Genomic DNA, 17,006 nt, shown 5'->3' with positions numbered 1-17,006 from the left:
GAGCCAGCACTTCAAGGCCATTGACACACCCTGCAGATGTTGGTGAGAGTCGTGAAGCGAATGGCCGCACTCCACTACAGGGTCGGCTGCAATGCTCAGACACCCCTACGCAGGAGCCAACTGAGCAGAGCTTTCACCGGCGACACAGGGTCATGGACATCAGCGAGACACCTTCCGGTGGCGCCGGAAATGGCGCAGCCGGCCGCTCCCACCGCGGCCAGAGCGGCGGCGCCGAGCAGCCAGGGAGCCTTCTGCCGGAGCGCGCTGGCCTGGGGCGCGACTGCCCGATCCTGGCAGTCTGGGGCGGCTGCGGTCACCTGGTAGCGGGCCCAGATCTTCGCCGGCTTGCCCTCCTCGTTCCAGTGCACGACGTAGAGGGCGGGCTGCGCCTCAAGCCGTATCCCAAGCCGGGGCAGGCGGGAGGGGTTCGAGCATCAGGGAGATACCCGACGGCGACGCCGGACGAGGGCATAGGTCACCGCGCCTGCAACAGCCAGAGCCGCGGCACCGAGCGACCAGGCGGTCACTTGCCTTGTGGCTAGCGCCTCCGCCTCGTCCTGGCAGCCGTGCCGGGCCGCGTCATCGGTCCGGGCCACCCGGTAGCGGGCCCAGACCTCGTCCCTGCCCACCCAACGGACCTCGTAGAGACCGGGCGCGGCATCGCATCGAATCACCGCCGTCGCCGTCACGACCGCCTTGGCCCCGCGCATGACGGGCTTGTCGGTGAAACCCGGTGAGGTGAGGGGCTTGTCGTAGCCTTCGGCCATGGCTGTGGGTGTCACCTTGGCGCCGGGCTGGAACGTCCGTACGTCCCAGGGAGACTGCGGCCAGGAGTCACTCACGGGCCAGCGCTCCTCCAGCGGCTCCGGGGGAAGGGCTGCGACCTTCCCCGGGCAGGCACCGCGTTCGGCTTCGCCGATGTCCGCGACGTTGACGGTCACCCAGGCGTTTGCCTTGATGCCCTGGGCGGGCCCGTCGGGCATGTTCGTCTCGACGGCGTAGACGCCTGGCGGGGTGTCACACGCCACGGTGGCCACGGCGGTCATGACCGGATCGTTCATCCTCAGCGTCCCGGGCCGGATGAATGCCTTGGAGATCACCCATTTCCCGTTCATCCCCGGCAGGTGCGAGGGCGCCGTGAACGTGAGCTGCTCACCGGGGCGCGCCGTCAGTTGGGCGCCCACGGGAAGCGGGGTGGGCGGATCCGCGGCCGGCGTCGCGGAGGCACTGCCCGCCGCGGGCGATAACAGCAGCAGCGCCAGCACAGTGACCCCACTGATCCTCGTCCTCATCGTACCCATTCGCCCTCTTTTCATCTCCGTTGACGATCTTCCATGCCGCTGCATAGCCTGCCCCTCAGTCGAACGGACGTGCAATTACGGTCCGTTTGACCCGAGTATCACCTCACCAGGAAGCAAGTGCTTTGAGATCCAGATGGTTCATAGCGTTCACCCTCAGCCTGTTAGCAACCCTCTTAGGCACCGGTCCGGCTCTCGCCGCGACCGACACCCCGAGCGCTCGCCCCACCGCTCCCACGGCCAGCACCAGCCCAAAGCCCAGCCCCACTGCGAAGCCGAGCGCCACCGCGACTCCGAAGGCAACCGCCACCCCGAGCCCGCCCGCCAGCACCCCAGCCGCAACGGCCACTGCGCCCCCGCCGGCATCCTCAGACAAGCTGCGCGCCGAAGAGACGTACTGGACGGCCGAGCGCATGGCCGCCGCCGTACCCGTCGACGCCGCACGAGGTGAGGCGCCGGCCGACGGGGCTGCCGGCAAACAGCGAAGCGCCATGGCCGCCGCCCCGCCCGGCACCCCGGCAGGCAGCTACTTCGACGGCATGCCGATGGTAGGCACCTTCTTCTACCGGCAAGAGGAGATCGGCAAGGCCGACACATCCTGCACCGGCAGCGTGGTCCGAAGCGCGGGCAAGAGCATGGTGCTCACCGCCGGGCACTGCGCAGACGAGATGAAGAAGCCGACCAGCCACGCCATCTTCGTGCCGCAGTACCGCAACGGCAAGGACGTGGGCGCCCAGCCGTACGGCATCTTCCCGGTCAAGGCCAATGGCGTCTACCAGGACCCTCGTTACCGGCACAACAGCAAGGGCGCCGTGTCCGACCTGGACTTTGCCTTCGCCCTGGTCGATCCGAACGCCAGGGGCACCGTCGAGAACGTTACCGGGGCGCTCACCTTCACGCCGGTGAACACGTACGAGCACAACGTCACCGTCGTTGGCTACCCGTCCAGCGCAAGCCACAACAAGGATCACAAAGCCCTCCGCTGCAACGTGCCCACCACCCGGCTGAGCGGCTTCCGCCAGATGCAGATGCAGTGCAGCGGCTTCTGGGGCGGAGTGTCGGGCGGTCCCTGGATCACCGACTACGACGCCACCAGCCGCACCGGCAAAATCATCGGCAACACCGGCGGCTACAACGGCGGTGGCAACGATGCCAACGTCGACTGGGTCACGTACTCGCCCATTTACGGCAAGGACGCCCAAGACCTGTACAGCGACGCCAACGCCGGACGCGACCCGAACGGCACCTCCCGGCCCCCGTACCAGGGCTCCGCTGACAGTCCGCTGCTGCCCGGTCAAGGGGACCTGTGGACGCATGCCAAGACCATGGCCTCCGGCGACTTCACCGGCAGTGGCCGCAGCAGCCTGCTCGTGGTGTGGACGGACGGCGAGGTGACCCTCTTCCCGGGCGATGGCCAAGGAGCGTTCCTGCCGGAGCGGCAGCTCCTCCCCCCGAACGGCGGCTGGAAGGAAGTCGCGAACATCACCGCAGGCGACTTCACCGGCTCCAACCAGTTCGACCTGATGGTCCGCTGGTCAAGCGGTGAGATGACGCTCTACGGCGACGTCGGAGCCAACGCCCTGTCCGTCGCCAGCGCAACCCAGATGGCCCCGGCGGGCTCGATCTGGAGCCACGCCACGCAGATAGCCGCCGGCCGCTTCAACGCCAGCACCTACGTCACCGACCTCATGGTGCGCTGGTCCGACGGCGAGCTCAGCCTCTACACCAACGTGGGCGCCGGCACCCTCGGTCAGGAATACAAGCTCAAGGACCCCAACAGCACCTGGAAGGAAGCCACGCTGCTGACCTCCGGGCAGTTCTCCGGCAGCCAGAAGTGGGACCTCATGGTCCGCTGGGACAGCGGCGAACTCGATAACTACGTCGGCACCACCACCGGCGGCCTCGGCGGCGAGCAGCGCATCCACGGCCCCAACAAGACCTGGACGCACAGCGTGATCATGAGCACGGGCCAGTACACAGACGACGGCCTCACCAACGACCTCATCATCCGCTGGACCGACGGCGAGACCACCATGTACAGGAACACCACGGTGAACGCTCTGGGCTCCGAGCGCATGCTCGTCCCCCCGAAGGGCTGACGACCTGCCCCTGGCCACCGGCTGACGTCGTACGCAGGCCGCCCCCAGGCGGTCTGCGTACGTTCAGTTACGCATCTGGGTCCGCAGTGCGACCGATGGTGCGTCCGCTCTGCACCGGCGTCTACGACAGCGGGACCATGTGGTCGATGTCAAGACCGCTTCGGCCGTTCACCATCGTCTCGTCGTAGTACGACGCCCATGTCCCCCCGGTCAGCGCGCAGCCCGGGCCGATCTGCGGGGCGACGACGGCCTCGGCGATCAGTACCTCCTGGCGCGTATTGCAGCCATCTGACGCGTTGTCGCCCGCGCTCCAGTGCTTGAACGCGGTGCGTACGTAACCGGCACGGGGACTCCTAGGCGACGTGGAGCGCGGAGACCGCGACCCCGATCGGAAGGACTTCGGGTACGGCGGCCTGGGCCTGGGCCTGGGCGGTGGCAAGCAGGGACAGCGGGAGTACCGGCCAGGGCCATCGAGGCCGCCGTACGCATCAACGTGATCATCACCCAGCCGGTTCTAGATGATTGAGTCCAAGGGGTTCAGTGGTCGAAGGCGGTTAGTGAGCGGTGGGTCGGGGCGTCAGTGTCCCCAGGTCAGTCTTCACACACCGACCATGGACTCCCTCCCCTCATGTCCGCAGGGATCCCTTGGACTTATGTGACGATCCATCGATGGCTGTCACCACGCTTGTGTAACATCCGAATTCGGATCTCAGTCATTACTCGGAGGGGTGTCTGGATGTTAGAGCTCGCGCGCTCGTGGGTCGACGGATGGACCGTCTCGCGGCGGGCACCGAAGCCGGTGGACGTGCCGTGGGGGCTGAGCATCCAGGTCGGGCTGCCGGCCCAGGCGGTCCGTCACGTCCTACTCGACGCCGATGTCGAGACCGCCCGCGGGCTCGTCGGCGCGATCACCGAACCGGCCACCTGCATCAAGGCCTTTCTGGAACCGGACGTCATGGAGCCGTGGTTCTCGCCCGAGTGGGAGCCGACCGATCCCGGCTTCCTAATGGCCGTCGACCTGCGTCCGTCCGTCGTGCGCGCGCCTGACGGTTACACAGCCACCGCCGAGACCGCCGACGATGTCATAAGCGTGCGCATTCTGGCCGCCGAGGGGGAGCTCGCCGCGCGCGGTCAAATCGGTCTGACAGGTGCCGCCTGCGTCTTCGACCAGATCGTCACCGAGGAGGCTCACCAGCGCCTCGGCCTCGGGACGGTTGTGATGGGCGCACTCACCAACGCGGCCATCGAGAACGGTGCGGCTACCGGCATCCTGGGCGCGACCGTCCAAGGCCGAGCGCTCTACGAAACGCTCGACTGGAAGGTCCTCGCACCGCTGACCGGCTTCATCTACAAGCCCGTCGCTCCCTGAACCGCAACCCAGGTCCCGGAACGGCGCCATGCGCCGGGGAGGCGAGTTGCGGCGAGGCGTTCAACAGGTCGTCGGTCTTCACATGCACAGCGGTAGCGAGGGAGTCGAGATCAGTTCTTCACACACCGACCATGGACTCCCTCCCCTCATGTCCGCGGGGATCCCTTGGACTTAATTATCTAGAAGGGTGGGAGCCGCGTGTGGGTGAATCGCGGGGGAGTCCGTCTTAACCGGGTTAAGACCATCGATCACGTCATCACCTCCGGCCGCCGGTGCCGGCACAGCTAGCGGTGAGGGCACGCCGGGGGCGTTCGAGGCGGCACCAGCCTCTGCCCTGGGCTTACGGGGAGACCCGGTTAAGGGCCTTCTCTGCCTCGATGTGCTGCTGCGCCGCGGGGAGACGCCCGATCCGACGGCGCCGTCCTTAACCGTCAGCGCGCCCGATTCGACCTTCTCTTGCAGGCCTTCGGCGAGGCCAAGCAGCGCCAGACGTTGAGAGACCCATGCCTCGGTCTTTCCGAGGCGCGCCGCGACTCTGGTTTGGGTCCCATGGACGCCCAGGAGTTCCTAGATGGCAGGCGAAGCCCCGCAGCAGGGACTGCATGGCCATGGTGGTTAGGACATAGCAGCCGAGCTGGACGTCGCCGCCCGCGCGGGCGAGGCGGAGGGCCTGGATGAAGTGCCGTTGCGCGACATCATGCTGACCCACGTCGAAGGCCGTCCATCCCGCCAGCCGTGACAGCTCGGAGGTGACGGAGAACAGGTCCCGGCCCACTTCGTGGTGAAGGAGCCCCGAAGCAGTGGGGCGCCACTTTCCTGGAGGCAGACGGTGACGGAGTTGGCCTTCCAGTTCCCGCCGCCGTATTTGGAGTCCCAGCGCCGGGCCTCGTCGGTCGCGTCCCGGAGTTCGTCCAGGTCGGCCCGGCCGACCTGCTTGCCGCCGGTGAGGTCGGCGGCCTCGTAGGCGGGAGTGACCAGCCAGCGGGTCACAGGGGTGGTGAACGCGGACACGGCGAAGCCGGATCCGGTCAGAAAGTCGCGGCGGTTCACGAAACTCCAGAACGACGTGGCCACTCGGACCGCATCAGCACGGTCCTGCGGGAAATCCAACCCCACATCGGCTTCCGGTGTCTCCGCATCGCCCATACCGATTTCGCCAAGCGCCACCGGCCGGCCGAGCCGTTCGGCCATCGCCTGCGCGAGGAACGTCGGCACCGGCCACTTGGGGATCATGCCCCGCTGGCACCAGTTCGCGATGGAGGTATGCGAGTAGTCCGTGGTCAGCCCGGCCTGCTGGGCGAGCTGTCCCGGCAGCGCGCTCCGGGCCTACTCAGCAGCCGGAGATCATCTCGGTGACGCGGTCGGCCGGCCCGCATAAGCGGGCAGCCTGTAGCTGTGCTCTGTCGAACTGGCAAGTCCGTTACCGCAGTTGGCAAATGTGCTGGTGGTCTCGACTGATGTTTCCGATGCTGTCGTGGCGGTCCGCTCCCGCACGAGATCCAGTGTTCCAGCGGGATGTACGGGATGCGGCGAGCTCAGCGTGTGGTGCCACAGCCGCTACGTACGGCGCCTCGCCGATGTCCCGCTCGGCGGCCGGCCTCTGCGCATCGACTTGTCCGTACGGCGCCTGTACTGCGAAAACCCGGCCTGCCCGAAGGTGACCTTCACCGAGCAGGTGCCGGGCCTGACCGTGCGCTACCAGCGGCGCACCCCGCTGATGCAGCGCCTGGTAGAGGACGTCGGTGTAGTGCTGGCCGGCCGGGGCGGGGCCCGGATGCTGCGGATCCTGAACGTCACGCTCTCGCGGAGCACCGTCCTGACCCAGTTGATGCGGGTGCCGCTTCCGCCCCTGGAGACACCCCGGGTGCTGGGCGTGGACGACTTCGCATTCTACGGCGGCACCTACGGCACCCTCCTGGTCGACGCCACCACACGCCTCCCGCTCACGCTCTGGGAAGGACGGGACGCGGAACAGCTCAGCCGATGGCTCCGAGCGCACCCCGGTGTCGAAGTCGCCTGCCGCGACGGCTCCCTCGCCTACCGGCAGGGCATCACCGCTGGTGCCCCCGACGCCGTCGCTTCCACCTCTGGCAAGGCCTCTCCCGCCGAGTCCAGGAGGAGCCATACCTCCGTGGCCCGGGAGCTCGGTTTGGACCGTCGCACGGTGCGCAAGTACGCCAGGGCCCGCACCTGGCAGGAAGTAATGCGCCGCCCGCCCCGCACGCCCTCCACCCTGGACCCCTACCTCGACTACCTGCAACAACGCTGGGACGAGGGACAGCACGGTCCGTCTCTGCGCCCGGACGCGACGACATGACGATGGCCTGGGCGCAGGCCACCGTCGTGCGGTGTCAGGACCGGACTGGTGTCGTGCGGCTACCAGCGGTACCAGCGGCCGCTGCCGCCCTTCGGGCGGGCAACGAAACCGATCAGCCACAGGACCAGAACCGCGATGGCGACCCACCAGAGGATCTTCACCGCGAAACCGGCACCGAAAAGGATCAGAGCGAGCAGAAGAACAAGAAGCAGGGGAACCATAGTTATCAACCTCCGAAACGCCTTCTGCCCAACCGCCCTCCGCCCATGCGTTCGAACCTTATGTGTTTCTTATCCTTCATGGCGGGCAAGAGCAAGCACCCACGTTCCAAGACACTCCAACAGGAACCCGCCCGACGCTGGCAGGTGCCGCCCGCGAGCACGATCACGACACGAGCCCATAGCCCCCGGGCCAACTCCGCGCACACGGGTGGTTTCACGACTGACCTGCCCTCACCACGGCCATGTCCCAGCACGAGCGACCGCGGCAGTGGTTCCCCTCCCCCGCCCCACGGCACTGCCGCGGCCGCACCCTCACCGCGCCTCGGGCGGCGCGGGCCGGCTCCCCTCCCCGTCCACATCGGGACATGCTGGGACGCCTCGAAACGCTGCACAGCCGTCAGCAGCCGACCGAAGTACGCCGAGCGCTGGCCGAGGGCGTCCCCGCCTGCCCCCACTGCCGGCCCGACGCCGCCCTGGGCGTGCTGGAATGAGTACCCGGCAGCACGGTGGAGGAATGAGCCCAGTCCTGCGCGTGATCGTCTACCCGCCGGATGCCCAGGGCGGGCGCCGCATCCGCTGCGACGGCAAAATTCTCGGCCGCGCCCCAGGGCCCGGTGCCCTTGTCGAGTTCCGGCGGCGGCCCTGGATGTGGCCGCAGCCGATCATGCTGCTGTTCCCGACAGGGTTCGACCCCTCACTGAGCGACGTACAGCTGGCCTGGGTGCAGGCAGAGCGGGACGCTGCCAACCAAGGGACGTCCCATCCACACCAACTTCCAGGCCGACCGCCTGGAATCCGTGCTATGGCGGGGACGGCGTGCCCATGCCCCGCCGTAGCTTCGGTGGCCTCGTATCGGCTCTGGTCGCTCAGCGCACGCGTTCGATGCGCGCCCGCCGGATCAGATTCTTGCCCGGCTCCCGCACCTTGTCGAAGGCCGCGTTGTTCAGCAGGACACAGCTGCCCGACGGACCGTTCACCGTCACCGTCGTCGCCTGACCGTTGTCCAGATTCGTCACCTTCAACTTCGTCCCCACCGGAAACGTCCCGCTGCTCGCCGCCGGCGCACCCGCCTCACCCGACAACGTCACCGTCGACCCCGGACACACCACCTCCCCGGTGGCCGGCGGCACCTGCACACCCGCCGCACCCGCCGCACCCGCCGGGGCATCACCACCACCAGTCACACGTTCGATGCGCGCCCGCCGGATCAGATTCTTGCCCGGCTCCCGCACCTTGTCGAAGGCCGCGTTGTTCAGCAGGACACAGCTGCCCGACGGACCGTTCACCGTCACCGTCGTCGCCTGACCGTTGTCCAGATTCGTCACCTTCAACTTCGTCCCCACCGGAAACGTCCCGCTGCTCGCCGCCGGCGCACCCGCCTCACCCGACAACGTCACCGTCGACCCCGGACACACGACGTCGGGGACGGCGGCATTGCCGGTCGCCATCGTGACGACGAACCCTCCGGTCACCAGGGCTCCCGCGACGACAGAGAGCACGATCTTCTTCTTGGAACTCATGGTCCGCTTCCGGGACATTGGCACTCCTCGATCCGATGGACGCTGTTCCCCTGTCCTTCATACGGGCCGACATCACGAGCGAGTGCAGTCTTGTCACCGCCTTACAAAATCCATCCTTGAGGAGGCTTTGGGCGCTGGTTGGCATGCCACGGCGGCTCGAGGCTCATAGAGCACGTTCAAAGAAGCAGGTCACAACCCCAACCCCCTTGGGGCGACGTGTGTGCGCCGCTCACGCCGACGGTCTCGATCGACGCGCGGCCGAGGAACCACAGGCAGCCTTAAGGTTCAGTTGACCTGCCCTTAACCATCCCAAGGCAAAAGGGCAGCGAGGCCCGCAGGATGGTGGCCATCCCACGGTTGGCGGGGCCGAAGCCCATGGAATATTAGGAGGGACCCGTGTCGGCGTACACGTGAACGTTCGCGAGTACGCCGACACAAGCTCGGTTGTAGCCCCCGGCCCCGCCCGCCAGCCAGCCCGGGGGGCATCGCCCATTCGGCGGCGTCCGCTTCACCGAAAAAACGACACACCCGGCCCGGCGGATCCGGTCGACGCCGGTCCCCGCAGAAGCCGGGACGGACGTCATCGGGCGCGAGCTCCGGCCGCAGGTGGAAGGCCGGTCGTGTCAGATGTCGGTGCGGTGCAGTGCGTTCAGCAGCCTGATCTAGCGCTGACGCTCGGCTTCGCCAGCCGCCAGCCGGGCCCGTACCGCGTCGGTGGCTGCGGTGTCGTCGGCGATGGCGGGCTCGACCACTGCCCAGCCCGGCGAGCCGTGCACGGTGGGCACCAAGCTGACCGACGACCTGGCCCCCTTCAACGTGAAGGTCCGCAACGTGCCCTGGACAGGCCAGAACACCCCCTCCCCCTCCCCCAGCCCGGGCCCGAGCCCGAGCCCGTAAGGGCTCGCAGAGAATCAACGTGTCACCTTCCGGGTTTCGTGTCGTTGGTGTGGTATGGGCATACCGGAGTCGGTTCGCGGTCAACTGGCAGCGAAGTTCGCGGTGTTGTATCCGCATCTGGACGAGCGGCAGCGGCGGCTGCTGATGGGCGCCGAGGCCCGGATCCTGGGACACGGCGGGATCCGGGCTTTTCAAAGTCCTGGTGATCACGTAGTCCGCAGGCCAGAGCCGCCCGGCCGGGCCCGTCACGCACGCAACGAAGCTCCGGTTGAACGGGGTGACCTTCCCAAGTCGCCCTGAACCAACCAAGCTTCGATGTGCCGTCACTGCCACCGTGTGTCTCATCAAGTCGGCTGCTCTGGACCGTCTGGCGGGGCTCTCGCTGGTGGAACGGCTGCGGATGCTGCCCGATCCGCGTCGGCGGCGCGGGGTGCGTCACCCCTTCGTGGCGGTGCTGCTGGTTGCCGCCTCGGCGGTGGTCGGCGGCGCTCGGTCGTATGCGGCGATCGGTCAGTGGTCCGCGAGTGCTCCCCAGCACGCTCTGGCCCGGCTGGGCGCCCGCGTGGTGGGCGCTGGGAGTGCGTGTCGCACCGAGTGCCGCCACGATCCGACGGGTCATCGGTCTGGTCTGCCCCGGCGGCCTTGCCGACCTGACCGGCGCCGATCCCGCCGGCGCGCAGTCGCTGGCCGTGGACGGCAAGGCCGCCCGCGGCTCCCGGCACGGCCAGGCACCCGCCGCCCACCTCCTGGCCGCGATGACCGGCGACGGCCGGACCGTCACCCAGCTGCGGGTTCCTGACAAGACCAACGAAATCACGTGCTTCGCCGCGCTGTTGGAGCCATACGACCTGACCGGGGTCACCGTCACGGCCGACGCCCTGCACACGCAGCGCGGCCACGTACGTTTCCTCGTGGAGGAGAAGAAGGCGCACTACCTGCTGGTGGTCAAGGCCAACCAGCCCGGGCTGCACCGCGGGCTGCGGTCACTGCCTTGGAAGGAGGTCACCGCACGGCGCTACACCTCGAGGTGAGCCACGGCCGCAAGGAGACCCGTGTGACCAGAGCCCTCACCGTCACCGGCCTCGGCCTGGACCTCCCTCATGCCGTCCAGGCCGTGCGCGTCCTGCGTCACCGCACTGATCTCAGGAGCGGCAGGCGCAGCCGCCAGACCATCTACGCGATCACAGACCTGACCTCGCGACAAGCCTCGCCCCAGCGGCTCGGCCAGCACGTCAGGTCACAGTGGACCATCGAGAACCGGCTCCACTTCGTCCGCGACACCACCTTCGGCGAGGACGCCTCGAAGATCCGAACCGGCCACGGACCCGAGAACATGGCCACCTTGCGCAACCTGGCGATCAATACGCTCCGGCAGCACGGACACCGCAACATCGCCGCCGGCCTCCGCCACGTCTCCTACGACCCCTTCAACCGGCCGCTGGACCTGCTGAACATCCCCTGACCAGGCCACCTACATGATCACCGCGACTTTGAAACGCCCATGGGGACTCCCCCAAGGGAGGTTGGGCCTCCGCGCGTGCTCGGTGTCGGTCGACAACATCAACCTTCGGGTCTGCGATGGGGGCAACCCTGACGGGCGCCGTGCGGTGGGGTACCTGTACTTCCGCAGCGAGCTGGTGCTCGTAGAGCAGGCGACCGGGGGCAGCGGCTCCTGCAATCCTCCCTACACAAGCTGGGGGTGGGGGGATGCGGGATGGTTTAAGTGACGGCCTGCACGCGCGATGGAGCGAACGGCGCGGATCAGGGCTGCAACAGCGTGCGTTTCTACTTCGACGGCAAGATCTAGGTCTCGCGGGCCGGTGTGGGCCCTGACAGTCGGGCGTCGGTGAGCCCAAAAGAGGCAGTGGGATGATCTTCGGGCTTGAGTAGCAGCGGTACAGCCGTGTGCGTGCCATGGAGCTGACCGTGTGGGTCGGCGGGCGGCTAGGTTGATCGGCGCCTCTTGGCCGGCGGCTTGGCGGGCCGGGATGAGGTGGCGGGGGTGCGGTGATGCCGGTGATCGTGTCGGGGTGGGTCGGGGCTCAGTCCGGTCAGACCAAGACCCGGGCCATGATGACCGCCCTCGCCCGCGACTTGCGGCTCTGATCACCGCAGGCAGCGCGGGATGGGCGGATACCGAACGGGCCGTCCCAGGCTGCACCGGCTGAGAGGGTCCACCGGCCGGACCGCCACCGGTCCTGGCGGTCACCCGGTCCCGGCGGGCGCCTGCAGCAAGGGCGAGTGGTCCGGGAGCCGGCGGCGTCGGAGCCAGAACGGCGTGTCCCATCGGCGTTCGATCCGGTAGCAGGCCGCGCGGGCGTGCAGGAACTCGGTATGGACCCCGGTGACGAGACCGGCGTAGCGGCGGATCGCGTCCTCGTCGCCGCCGGCATTCGCGGTGAGCGCGCCGGCAGCGGCGATGCCGGTCGCGAGCGCGGAGGTGATGCCGCGGGCGGCGACGGGATCGGTGGCGGTGGCCGCGTCGCCGACCGCCGCCCAGCCGGGGCCGGCGGCAGGAAGGGCGCGGGACGTGCCGGCGCGGAGCACGGCGAGGCGTTCCGGCGGCCGGGCATGCACGGGCAGCCGGGCGCCGATGTGCCGGCTGAGGCCGAGTGCGGCCCACCATCCGTCCGGTGTCCGCAGTCCCGCCTGCCCGACCAGGTCGGCATCGGTGACCGCCATGACGACGCGCTCTCCCGAGGGCAGGGGCGCGGTGTACCACCAGCCGAAGGGCGTGGACTCGATGAGTGAGGTGTGCTCGGTGCCGTCCTCGAACCTGCCGCTCCCGTCGCCTCCCTGACCGGTGTTCGGCACGCAAGCGGTGATGGCCACGAGGTGGTCGGTGTGCACCAGCCGTGCGCCGATCCGGCGGGCGAGCCCGGCACGCGCCCCCGTGGCGTCGACGACGTACGATGCGGTGACCTCGGCCCCGGAGACGGTCGCCCGCCAGTGGTTCCCCGTGCGTGTCACGCCGGTGACGCTGCCCGGGCGGTGGCGCACGCCGGCGTCTCGGGCCGCCTCACGCAACGAGGCGTCGAACCGCCGGCGGTCGAGATGCCAGCCCGGGCCGTAGGGACTGCGGACGAAATCCGATGTGGTCAGGGCGGCTCGCCCCCAGGCGGAGCGGTTGCCGTAGCACGGCAGGTGGCCGCCCGTGGCGACCCGGTCGAGGACGCCGAGGCGTTCCAGCAGGGTGCGCGCCGGGGGAGCCAGGCTCTCTCCGACCCGCCACTCGGGCGCGGAATCCGGGTGGACGAGGACGACTTCGGCACCGGAGTGCGCAAGGGCGAGGGCGGTGGCCGCCCCCGCCGGCCCGCCACCAGCCACGAGGACGTCCGCGCCGGCGCCCGGCCGGGTCAGTGGATCCCGCCCATGCCGTGAATGCGCACGCGCAGCGGGCTGTCGGGTTCAGCCACCGGCTGGGGCGTCGACAGGCTCACCCGGGTGACCGGAACCTGCGGGTCAGGCAGCGGGCAGCCGGCCTCGACCCACTCGTCCACGATGTCCTGGGGGGTGCCGGTGACGGGCAGCTCTTCCACGAGCGCGGGCCTGTCGACCGACGCGAAGAATGCGCGTATGAAGTCCGTGCCGCCCTGCGTACCGCCCTCCGCACGGGCCGCACCCTCCTCGCCCGACTCGCCGCGGGCGCGATTGGCGGGGTGGGCGACAGCGGCCAGCAGCGCCTCCGTCGGCTGCAGGGACCACCAGGCGGCCGGCCGCTCCACCAAGTGCTCCGGGTTGCCCGGCTGCGGCCCCACCACGGCGCCCACGTCGGAGAACAAGCCGTCCGGGCGGGCGCGCATGGCATCCGTGAGGAGGACCATCGACTCCAGCGGGGAGAAGGTGCGCGGCGGGGACGGCTGTCGGCCGAGCGAGTCGATCCACTCCCGCCACAGGCCGGTCTCCTCCTCGTCGAACACCTTGTACATGGGGCCGTTCCAGCTGAACAGGTCGAAGATCCTGCTGCGTTTGTGGTCCCCGGGGGTGACCCAGTCGGAGGTGCTCAGAGTCCGCAGCAGCCCCTCCGGGTCGGCGAACCAGTCGTTCAGATAGCTGCCGCCGAGCCTCTTCCCCTCGTGGTTGCGCGCGGCCCAGGGAGCCCTGTCCTCGATCATCCTGATCAGCCGCTGTTCGACGGTGGGCGGTCGGAGCAGCCGTGAGGCGATGTCCTCGCCCAGGGTTCCTGTGGTCTGGAACGCCACGTAGCCGTTCCAGATGCGCTGCCACTGCCGCTGGACCGCGTCGTCGCCCCCGCCGGCGTACATCTGGTCGAGGTGGAGCATGATGGCGTCGCGGGCGAGCGCGCCGTGTCCGTGAGCCGCGTTGTCGATGCCGATGTGCATGCGGTAGAAGCGCGAGTCGATCTGGTGGTGGTCCAGCAGCTCCGCCATGGGCACGACACCGAGGATCTCCCACTCCAGGTGCAGCGTCATGCCGAGGAGCTCGGGGAAGAACTCCTCGGGATACAGGGAGATGGCCAGTTCGAAGGCGGGGACGGTGTACGCCGAGTCGAGGATCTCGGGCCGGGTGGAGAAGGCGTAGGAGTCCACCGGCGGCAGGAAGATGCCCAGTTGCTCCAACAGGTTCTGGTACAGGCTGGAGTGGTTCAGCGCCGGGTTGCCGTCGCCGACCTCCTCCTTCCAGATGGTGAACAGGAGGGCGTGGACGTCGTCGATCGGCTTCGCCGGGGTGATGTTGCGCAGCCAGACGCCGTCGAGCAGATTGAAGGGGGCCATCTGGCGGACCCGCTCGACGACCGACTCCCGGGTGCGGAAGAGCGGGTCCCTGCGCGGATCGGCGGCGTCGTAGGCGTCCGCCTCCTGGGCGAGCTGCGTGTAGATGAGGTCGAGCCGCTCCTCCAGGTTCTCCCGGGTGTAGCGGAAGGGCCGCAGCGTCTGCGGTGCATGGGGGCTGTTCTGGGTGACCACGGCGTCGGCGAGGACCTTGCGGACGTACTCGCGCGAGGCCTTGACCTGCTCGGGGAACCGGTCGGGATGCTGCAGCGTGTAGAACCATTCGCGGTCGCTGAGCCCAACGTGAACGGAGCGTTCGGACTCGACCAGGGCGCGGCTGCCGTCCGGGGCCCGGCGGGGAACCACGAAGCCCAGCCGGCTCCACTGCTCGACCATGTCGTTGTCGCCGGCGTGCTCGCGGATCCGCTTCCACTGCTCGGCCACGCGGGTGCGGTACGCGCCGTCGCTCTCGCCCGCTCCCCGGACCAGTTTCGGCTTGTGGATCACCTGTTGCCCGACCCCGCGGGCCCAGGGCTGCCGGAACGGGAACTGTCCGGCGCCGTCCGCGCCCTGGTCGCCCGCAGCGCGGATCAGGGCGAGAAAGTGGGATTCGGGGTACACGTCATCGGGCCGCTGGGCGGGCCACCAGTGCGTGTGGCACTCGTAGAAGTCGGCCTGCCAGGGCAGGGCCATGTACTTCGTCAGATCGCCCGGCGCGAAGTCCTCGCGGACGCGAAAGGGTCCGGACCAGGTCTGCGGCTGCTGGACGATGTACGTCGTCTCGATGCCGGGATAGAACGGGCCCCCGGAGCAGGCGTCCAGAGCCGCCTCCACCAGGGCGTGCGGTTCCTGTGCCAGGGCCGGCTCCCCGGGTACGGGAGCCCGGCCCGTCCAGTCGGCGGTGAAATCGCCCTCGGCCCAGCGCCGCATCCGCTCGTACTGGCCCGGCAGCAGCGCCATCCACGTCAGGGGCCGGCCGTCCACCGGGTCCCCGTCGTCGCCGGCGAGCTGCGGCATGTACTCGGAGGTGGCTTCCGCGACGTTCGGCTCCGGGCTGCGCAGGCGCTCGAAGACGCTGGTACGCAGATCCTTGCTGCCGGGCGAGTTCGAAGCCAGTTGCCCGAGCATCCCCGGGGCTGTGAAATGGCCGGCCTCGCCCTCGCCGTGGCCTCTCAGCGCGGCGGCATTGACCCACTGGTAGTCGCTGATGCGCTGCAGGATCGGGTAGATGTGCAGGGTGAACGAGACCTGGTCCTCCTGCCCGTACCCCTGGGCCTCGGCGACCACGTCGTAGAGGGTCACGAGATTGGTGGTGTGCGGGGAGAAGTCGGGCGGTCCGACCAGCACCCACGCGGACCGCGCCTCAAGCGTCCGGCTCGTGCCGCCGCCGTCCCCGCCCCCGCTGCCGCTGCCGCTGCCGCGCAGTGTCACGGTGGCGGCCACCGGCCCGTCGGACACGTCGTCGTACCAGTAGTCGTTGTTGGCGTAGTGGGTGATCGGATTCTCCGCCGCGGTCGTCCCGGAGTGGCCGGAGCCGCCGAGGACCAGCAGCCGGCCCTTGTCGTCGGTACGGAGCTCCCCGAGCGGCACCGGCCTGCCGAGGAAGGTGCCCGTGTCGAACCGGGCCGTGCCGCCGTCCTGGGAAGGACCGGTCACGGTCCGGGGGCCCGGCTTGATAACAAGCCGGGCGCGGGCCACGGGGTCGTTGACGTCGATCCCCGGGTTGCGGCGGTTGCGCGGGTCCTGGACCCCGGTCACCGCTGCTGCGGTGGCAGTCTCGCCCGGCGTATTCTCCGGCGCGCCGTGGAAGCGCCCGAGGAACTTGAACCAGTCGGCCTTGGAGTTCGCGAGCTCGACCGTCCACGAGATTCTGGCGTCGTCCGCCGTCAGCTCGCCCAGGACGTTCCCGTCCTTGTCGTAGCCGTACACGCGGAATCGCGCCGCCTGCCGCTTCACCCGCCCGGCCGTGTCCTTGAAACCGCCGTCGGGCTCGGGCGGGACTCCCGGCCGCTCGGGGCCGATGAAGAACTCGGTGGGGCTGTTACCCACGCGAGAGATGCCGATGGCCGGATGGATCTCACAGCTGACCACGTCGTCGAGATTCACAGATACCCGCCTCCCCTGTCGCCTCCGGAGCCCGCGACAAGAGGATGGAACAAAGGCGGCGTCAGGTCACGGACCGTCACCTGTTCGGAGCGGTGCGGGTGTCAGCCAGCCTCCCTACGGCCGACCCTAAACGGACTCGTCGAACGTCGAACTTCTGCTCCAGCGCCAGGCCGCCCGCCAGGCCACCGGGGCCGGGAACGGGAAGGGGAAGGGGAAGGGGAGACAACGACCGGCGGCCTGCGGTACAAGCCTCCCGCCCTAGATGATCAATTCCAAGGGGTGCCTGCGGTGACGAGAGCGAGGGTGTTCAAGATCGTTGTGTGACGAACAACCTGAACACCCTCGCGACCGCACTCTACGTGACAACGGATGACCTGCTGAAGGAGCGGCCTGACCTGGCGCCCTGGCGGCCGGCGGTTGGTATCGCACCACGTCTGAGCGATGCC

14 protein-coding genes and 2 pseudogenes are annotated in these 17,006 nt (G+C 68.9%); 8 read left to right on the top strand and 8 right to left on the bottom strand.

Annotated elements, in window-relative coordinates; translation table 11 throughout:
- Positions 1-434 precede the first annotated feature (434 nt).
- Both J7I97_RS30735 and J7I97_RS30730 read right to left on the bottom strand, forming a co-directional pair.
- Positions 435-1,301, bottom strand: coding sequence for a hypothetical protein (locus J7I97_RS30735; protein WP_214941432.1), 867 nt, complete (start codon positions 1,299-1,301; stop codon positions 435-437).
- Positions 1,302-1,404: 103 nt separating this feature from the next.
- Complete coding sequence (locus J7I97_RS30730) at positions 1,405-1,713, bottom strand: hypothetical protein (RefSeq protein WP_214941429.1); 309 nt, start codon at positions 1,711-1,713, stop codon at positions 1,405-1,407.
- Here J7I97_RS30730 and J7I97_RS30725 point away from each other — a divergent pair.
- Positions 1,712-3,397, top strand: coding sequence for a serine protease (locus J7I97_RS30725; protein WP_214941427.1), 1,686 nt, complete (start codon positions 1,712-1,714; stop codon positions 3,395-3,397). The genes J7I97_RS30730 and J7I97_RS30725 overlap by 2 nt on opposite strands.
- A gap of 736 nt (positions 3,398-4,133) precedes the next feature.
- Positions 4,134-4,766, top strand: a complete 633-nt coding sequence (locus J7I97_RS30720; RefSeq protein WP_214941424.1) for a GNAT family N-acetyltransferase — start codon at positions 4,134-4,136, stop codon at positions 4,764-4,766.
- Between the two features lie 615 nt (positions 4,767-5,381).
- Here the strand turns inward: J7I97_RS30720 and J7I97_RS30715 are convergent.
- Positions 5,382-5,999 (bottom strand): hypothetical protein, encoded by a 618-nt coding sequence (locus J7I97_RS30715; protein ID WP_251059315.1) that lies wholly within the window; start codon positions 5,997-5,999, stop codon positions 5,382-5,384.
- Between the two features lie 205 nt (positions 6,000-6,204).
- Here J7I97_RS30715 and J7I97_RS30710 point away from each other — a divergent pair, with 205 nt between their 5' ends.
- On the top strand, positions 6,205-7,083 hold the full coding sequence (locus J7I97_RS30710; RefSeq protein WP_308378374.1) for a transposase family protein: 879 nt from the start codon (positions 6,205-6,207) through the stop codon (positions 7,081-7,083).
- A 59-nt stretch (positions 7,084-7,142) separates the two neighbouring features.
- Here J7I97_RS30710 and J7I97_RS30705 read toward each other — a convergent pair whose 3' ends face one another.
- Complete coding sequence (locus J7I97_RS30705) at positions 7,143-7,304, bottom strand: hypothetical protein (protein ID WP_037792689.1); 162 nt, start codon at positions 7,302-7,304, stop codon at positions 7,143-7,145.
- Between the two features lie 365 nt (positions 7,305-7,669).
- On the opposite strand from J7I97_RS30705, the gene J7I97_RS39070 reads away from it, so the two are divergent.
- Positions 7,670-7,795 carry a DUF6233 domain-containing protein gene (locus J7I97_RS39070; RefSeq protein WP_251059313.1) on the top strand — a complete coding sequence of 42 codons (126 nt, stop codon included), beginning with the start codon at positions 7,670-7,672 and terminating at the stop codon, positions 7,793-7,795.
- A 375-nt stretch (positions 7,796-8,170) separates the two neighbouring features.
- On the opposite strand, the gene J7I97_RS30700 is transcribed toward J7I97_RS39070, so the two are convergent.
- A complete protein-coding gene (locus J7I97_RS30700; protein WP_251059312.1) occupies positions 8,171-8,824 on the bottom strand; it encodes a DUF5979 domain-containing protein in 654 nt (217 codons plus the stop codon).
- Positions 8,825-9,486: 662 nt separating this feature from the next.
- The gene (locus J7I97_RS39705; RefSeq protein WP_285441060.1) at positions 9,487-9,609 is read right to left on the bottom strand and encodes a hypothetical protein; all 123 of its coding nucleotides are present in this window, start codon (positions 9,607-9,609) and stop codon (positions 9,487-9,489) included.
- A gap of 512 nt (positions 9,610-10,121) precedes the next feature.
- Here J7I97_RS39705 and J7I97_RS39065 point away from each other — a divergent pair.
- From J7I97_RS39065 to J7I97_RS39055, 3 genes and pseudogenes are all read left to right on the top strand, one after another.
- Positions 10,122-10,214 (top strand): annotated as a pseudogene (locus tag J7I97_RS39065) (hypothetical protein); the annotation flags it as partial.
- A 31-nt stretch (positions 10,215-10,245) separates the two neighbouring features.
- Positions 10,246-10,752 (top strand): ISAs1 family transposase, encoded by a 507-nt coding sequence (locus J7I97_RS39060; protein WP_308369226.1) that lies wholly within the window; start codon positions 10,246-10,248, stop codon positions 10,750-10,752.
- Positions 10,753-10,775: 23 nt separating this feature from the next.
- The gene (locus J7I97_RS39055; protein ID WP_308369227.1) at positions 10,776-11,183 is read left to right on the top strand and encodes a transposase; all 408 of its coding nucleotides are present in this window, start codon (positions 10,776-10,778) and stop codon (positions 11,181-11,183) included.
- A 743-nt stretch (positions 11,184-11,926) separates the two neighbouring features.
- Here the strand turns inward: J7I97_RS39055 and J7I97_RS30690 are convergent.
- Both J7I97_RS30690 and J7I97_RS40055 read right to left on the bottom strand, forming a co-directional pair.
- Complete coding sequence (locus tag J7I97_RS30690; RefSeq protein WP_214941417.1) at positions 11,927-13,048, bottom strand: NAD(P)/FAD-dependent oxidoreductase; 1,122 nt, start codon at positions 13,046-13,048, stop codon at positions 11,927-11,929.
- A 29-nt stretch (positions 13,049-13,077) separates the two neighbouring features.
- The gene (locus J7I97_RS40055) at positions 13,078-16,560 is read right to left on the bottom strand and encodes a LodA/GoxA family CTQ-dependent oxidase (protein ID WP_214941414.1); all 3,483 of its coding nucleotides are present in this window, start codon (positions 16,558-16,560) and stop codon (positions 13,078-13,080) included.
- 320 nt (positions 16,561-16,880) lie between these two features.
- On the opposite strand from J7I97_RS40055, the pseudogene J7I97_RS39040 reads away from it, so the two are divergent.
- Positions 16,881-17,006: pseudogene (locus J7I97_RS39040) on the top strand (IS982 family transposase); the annotation flags it as partial.

This window comes from Streptomyces sp. ISL-87, from assembly GCF_018614095.1.
In the GTDB taxonomy this organism is placed as follows: domain Bacteria; phylum Actinomycetota; class Actinomycetes; order Streptomycetales; family Streptomycetaceae; genus Streptomyces.
The sequence above is the reverse complement of the archived record's forward strand: the minus strand, read 5'-3'. Positions and strand labels throughout refer to the sequence as shown.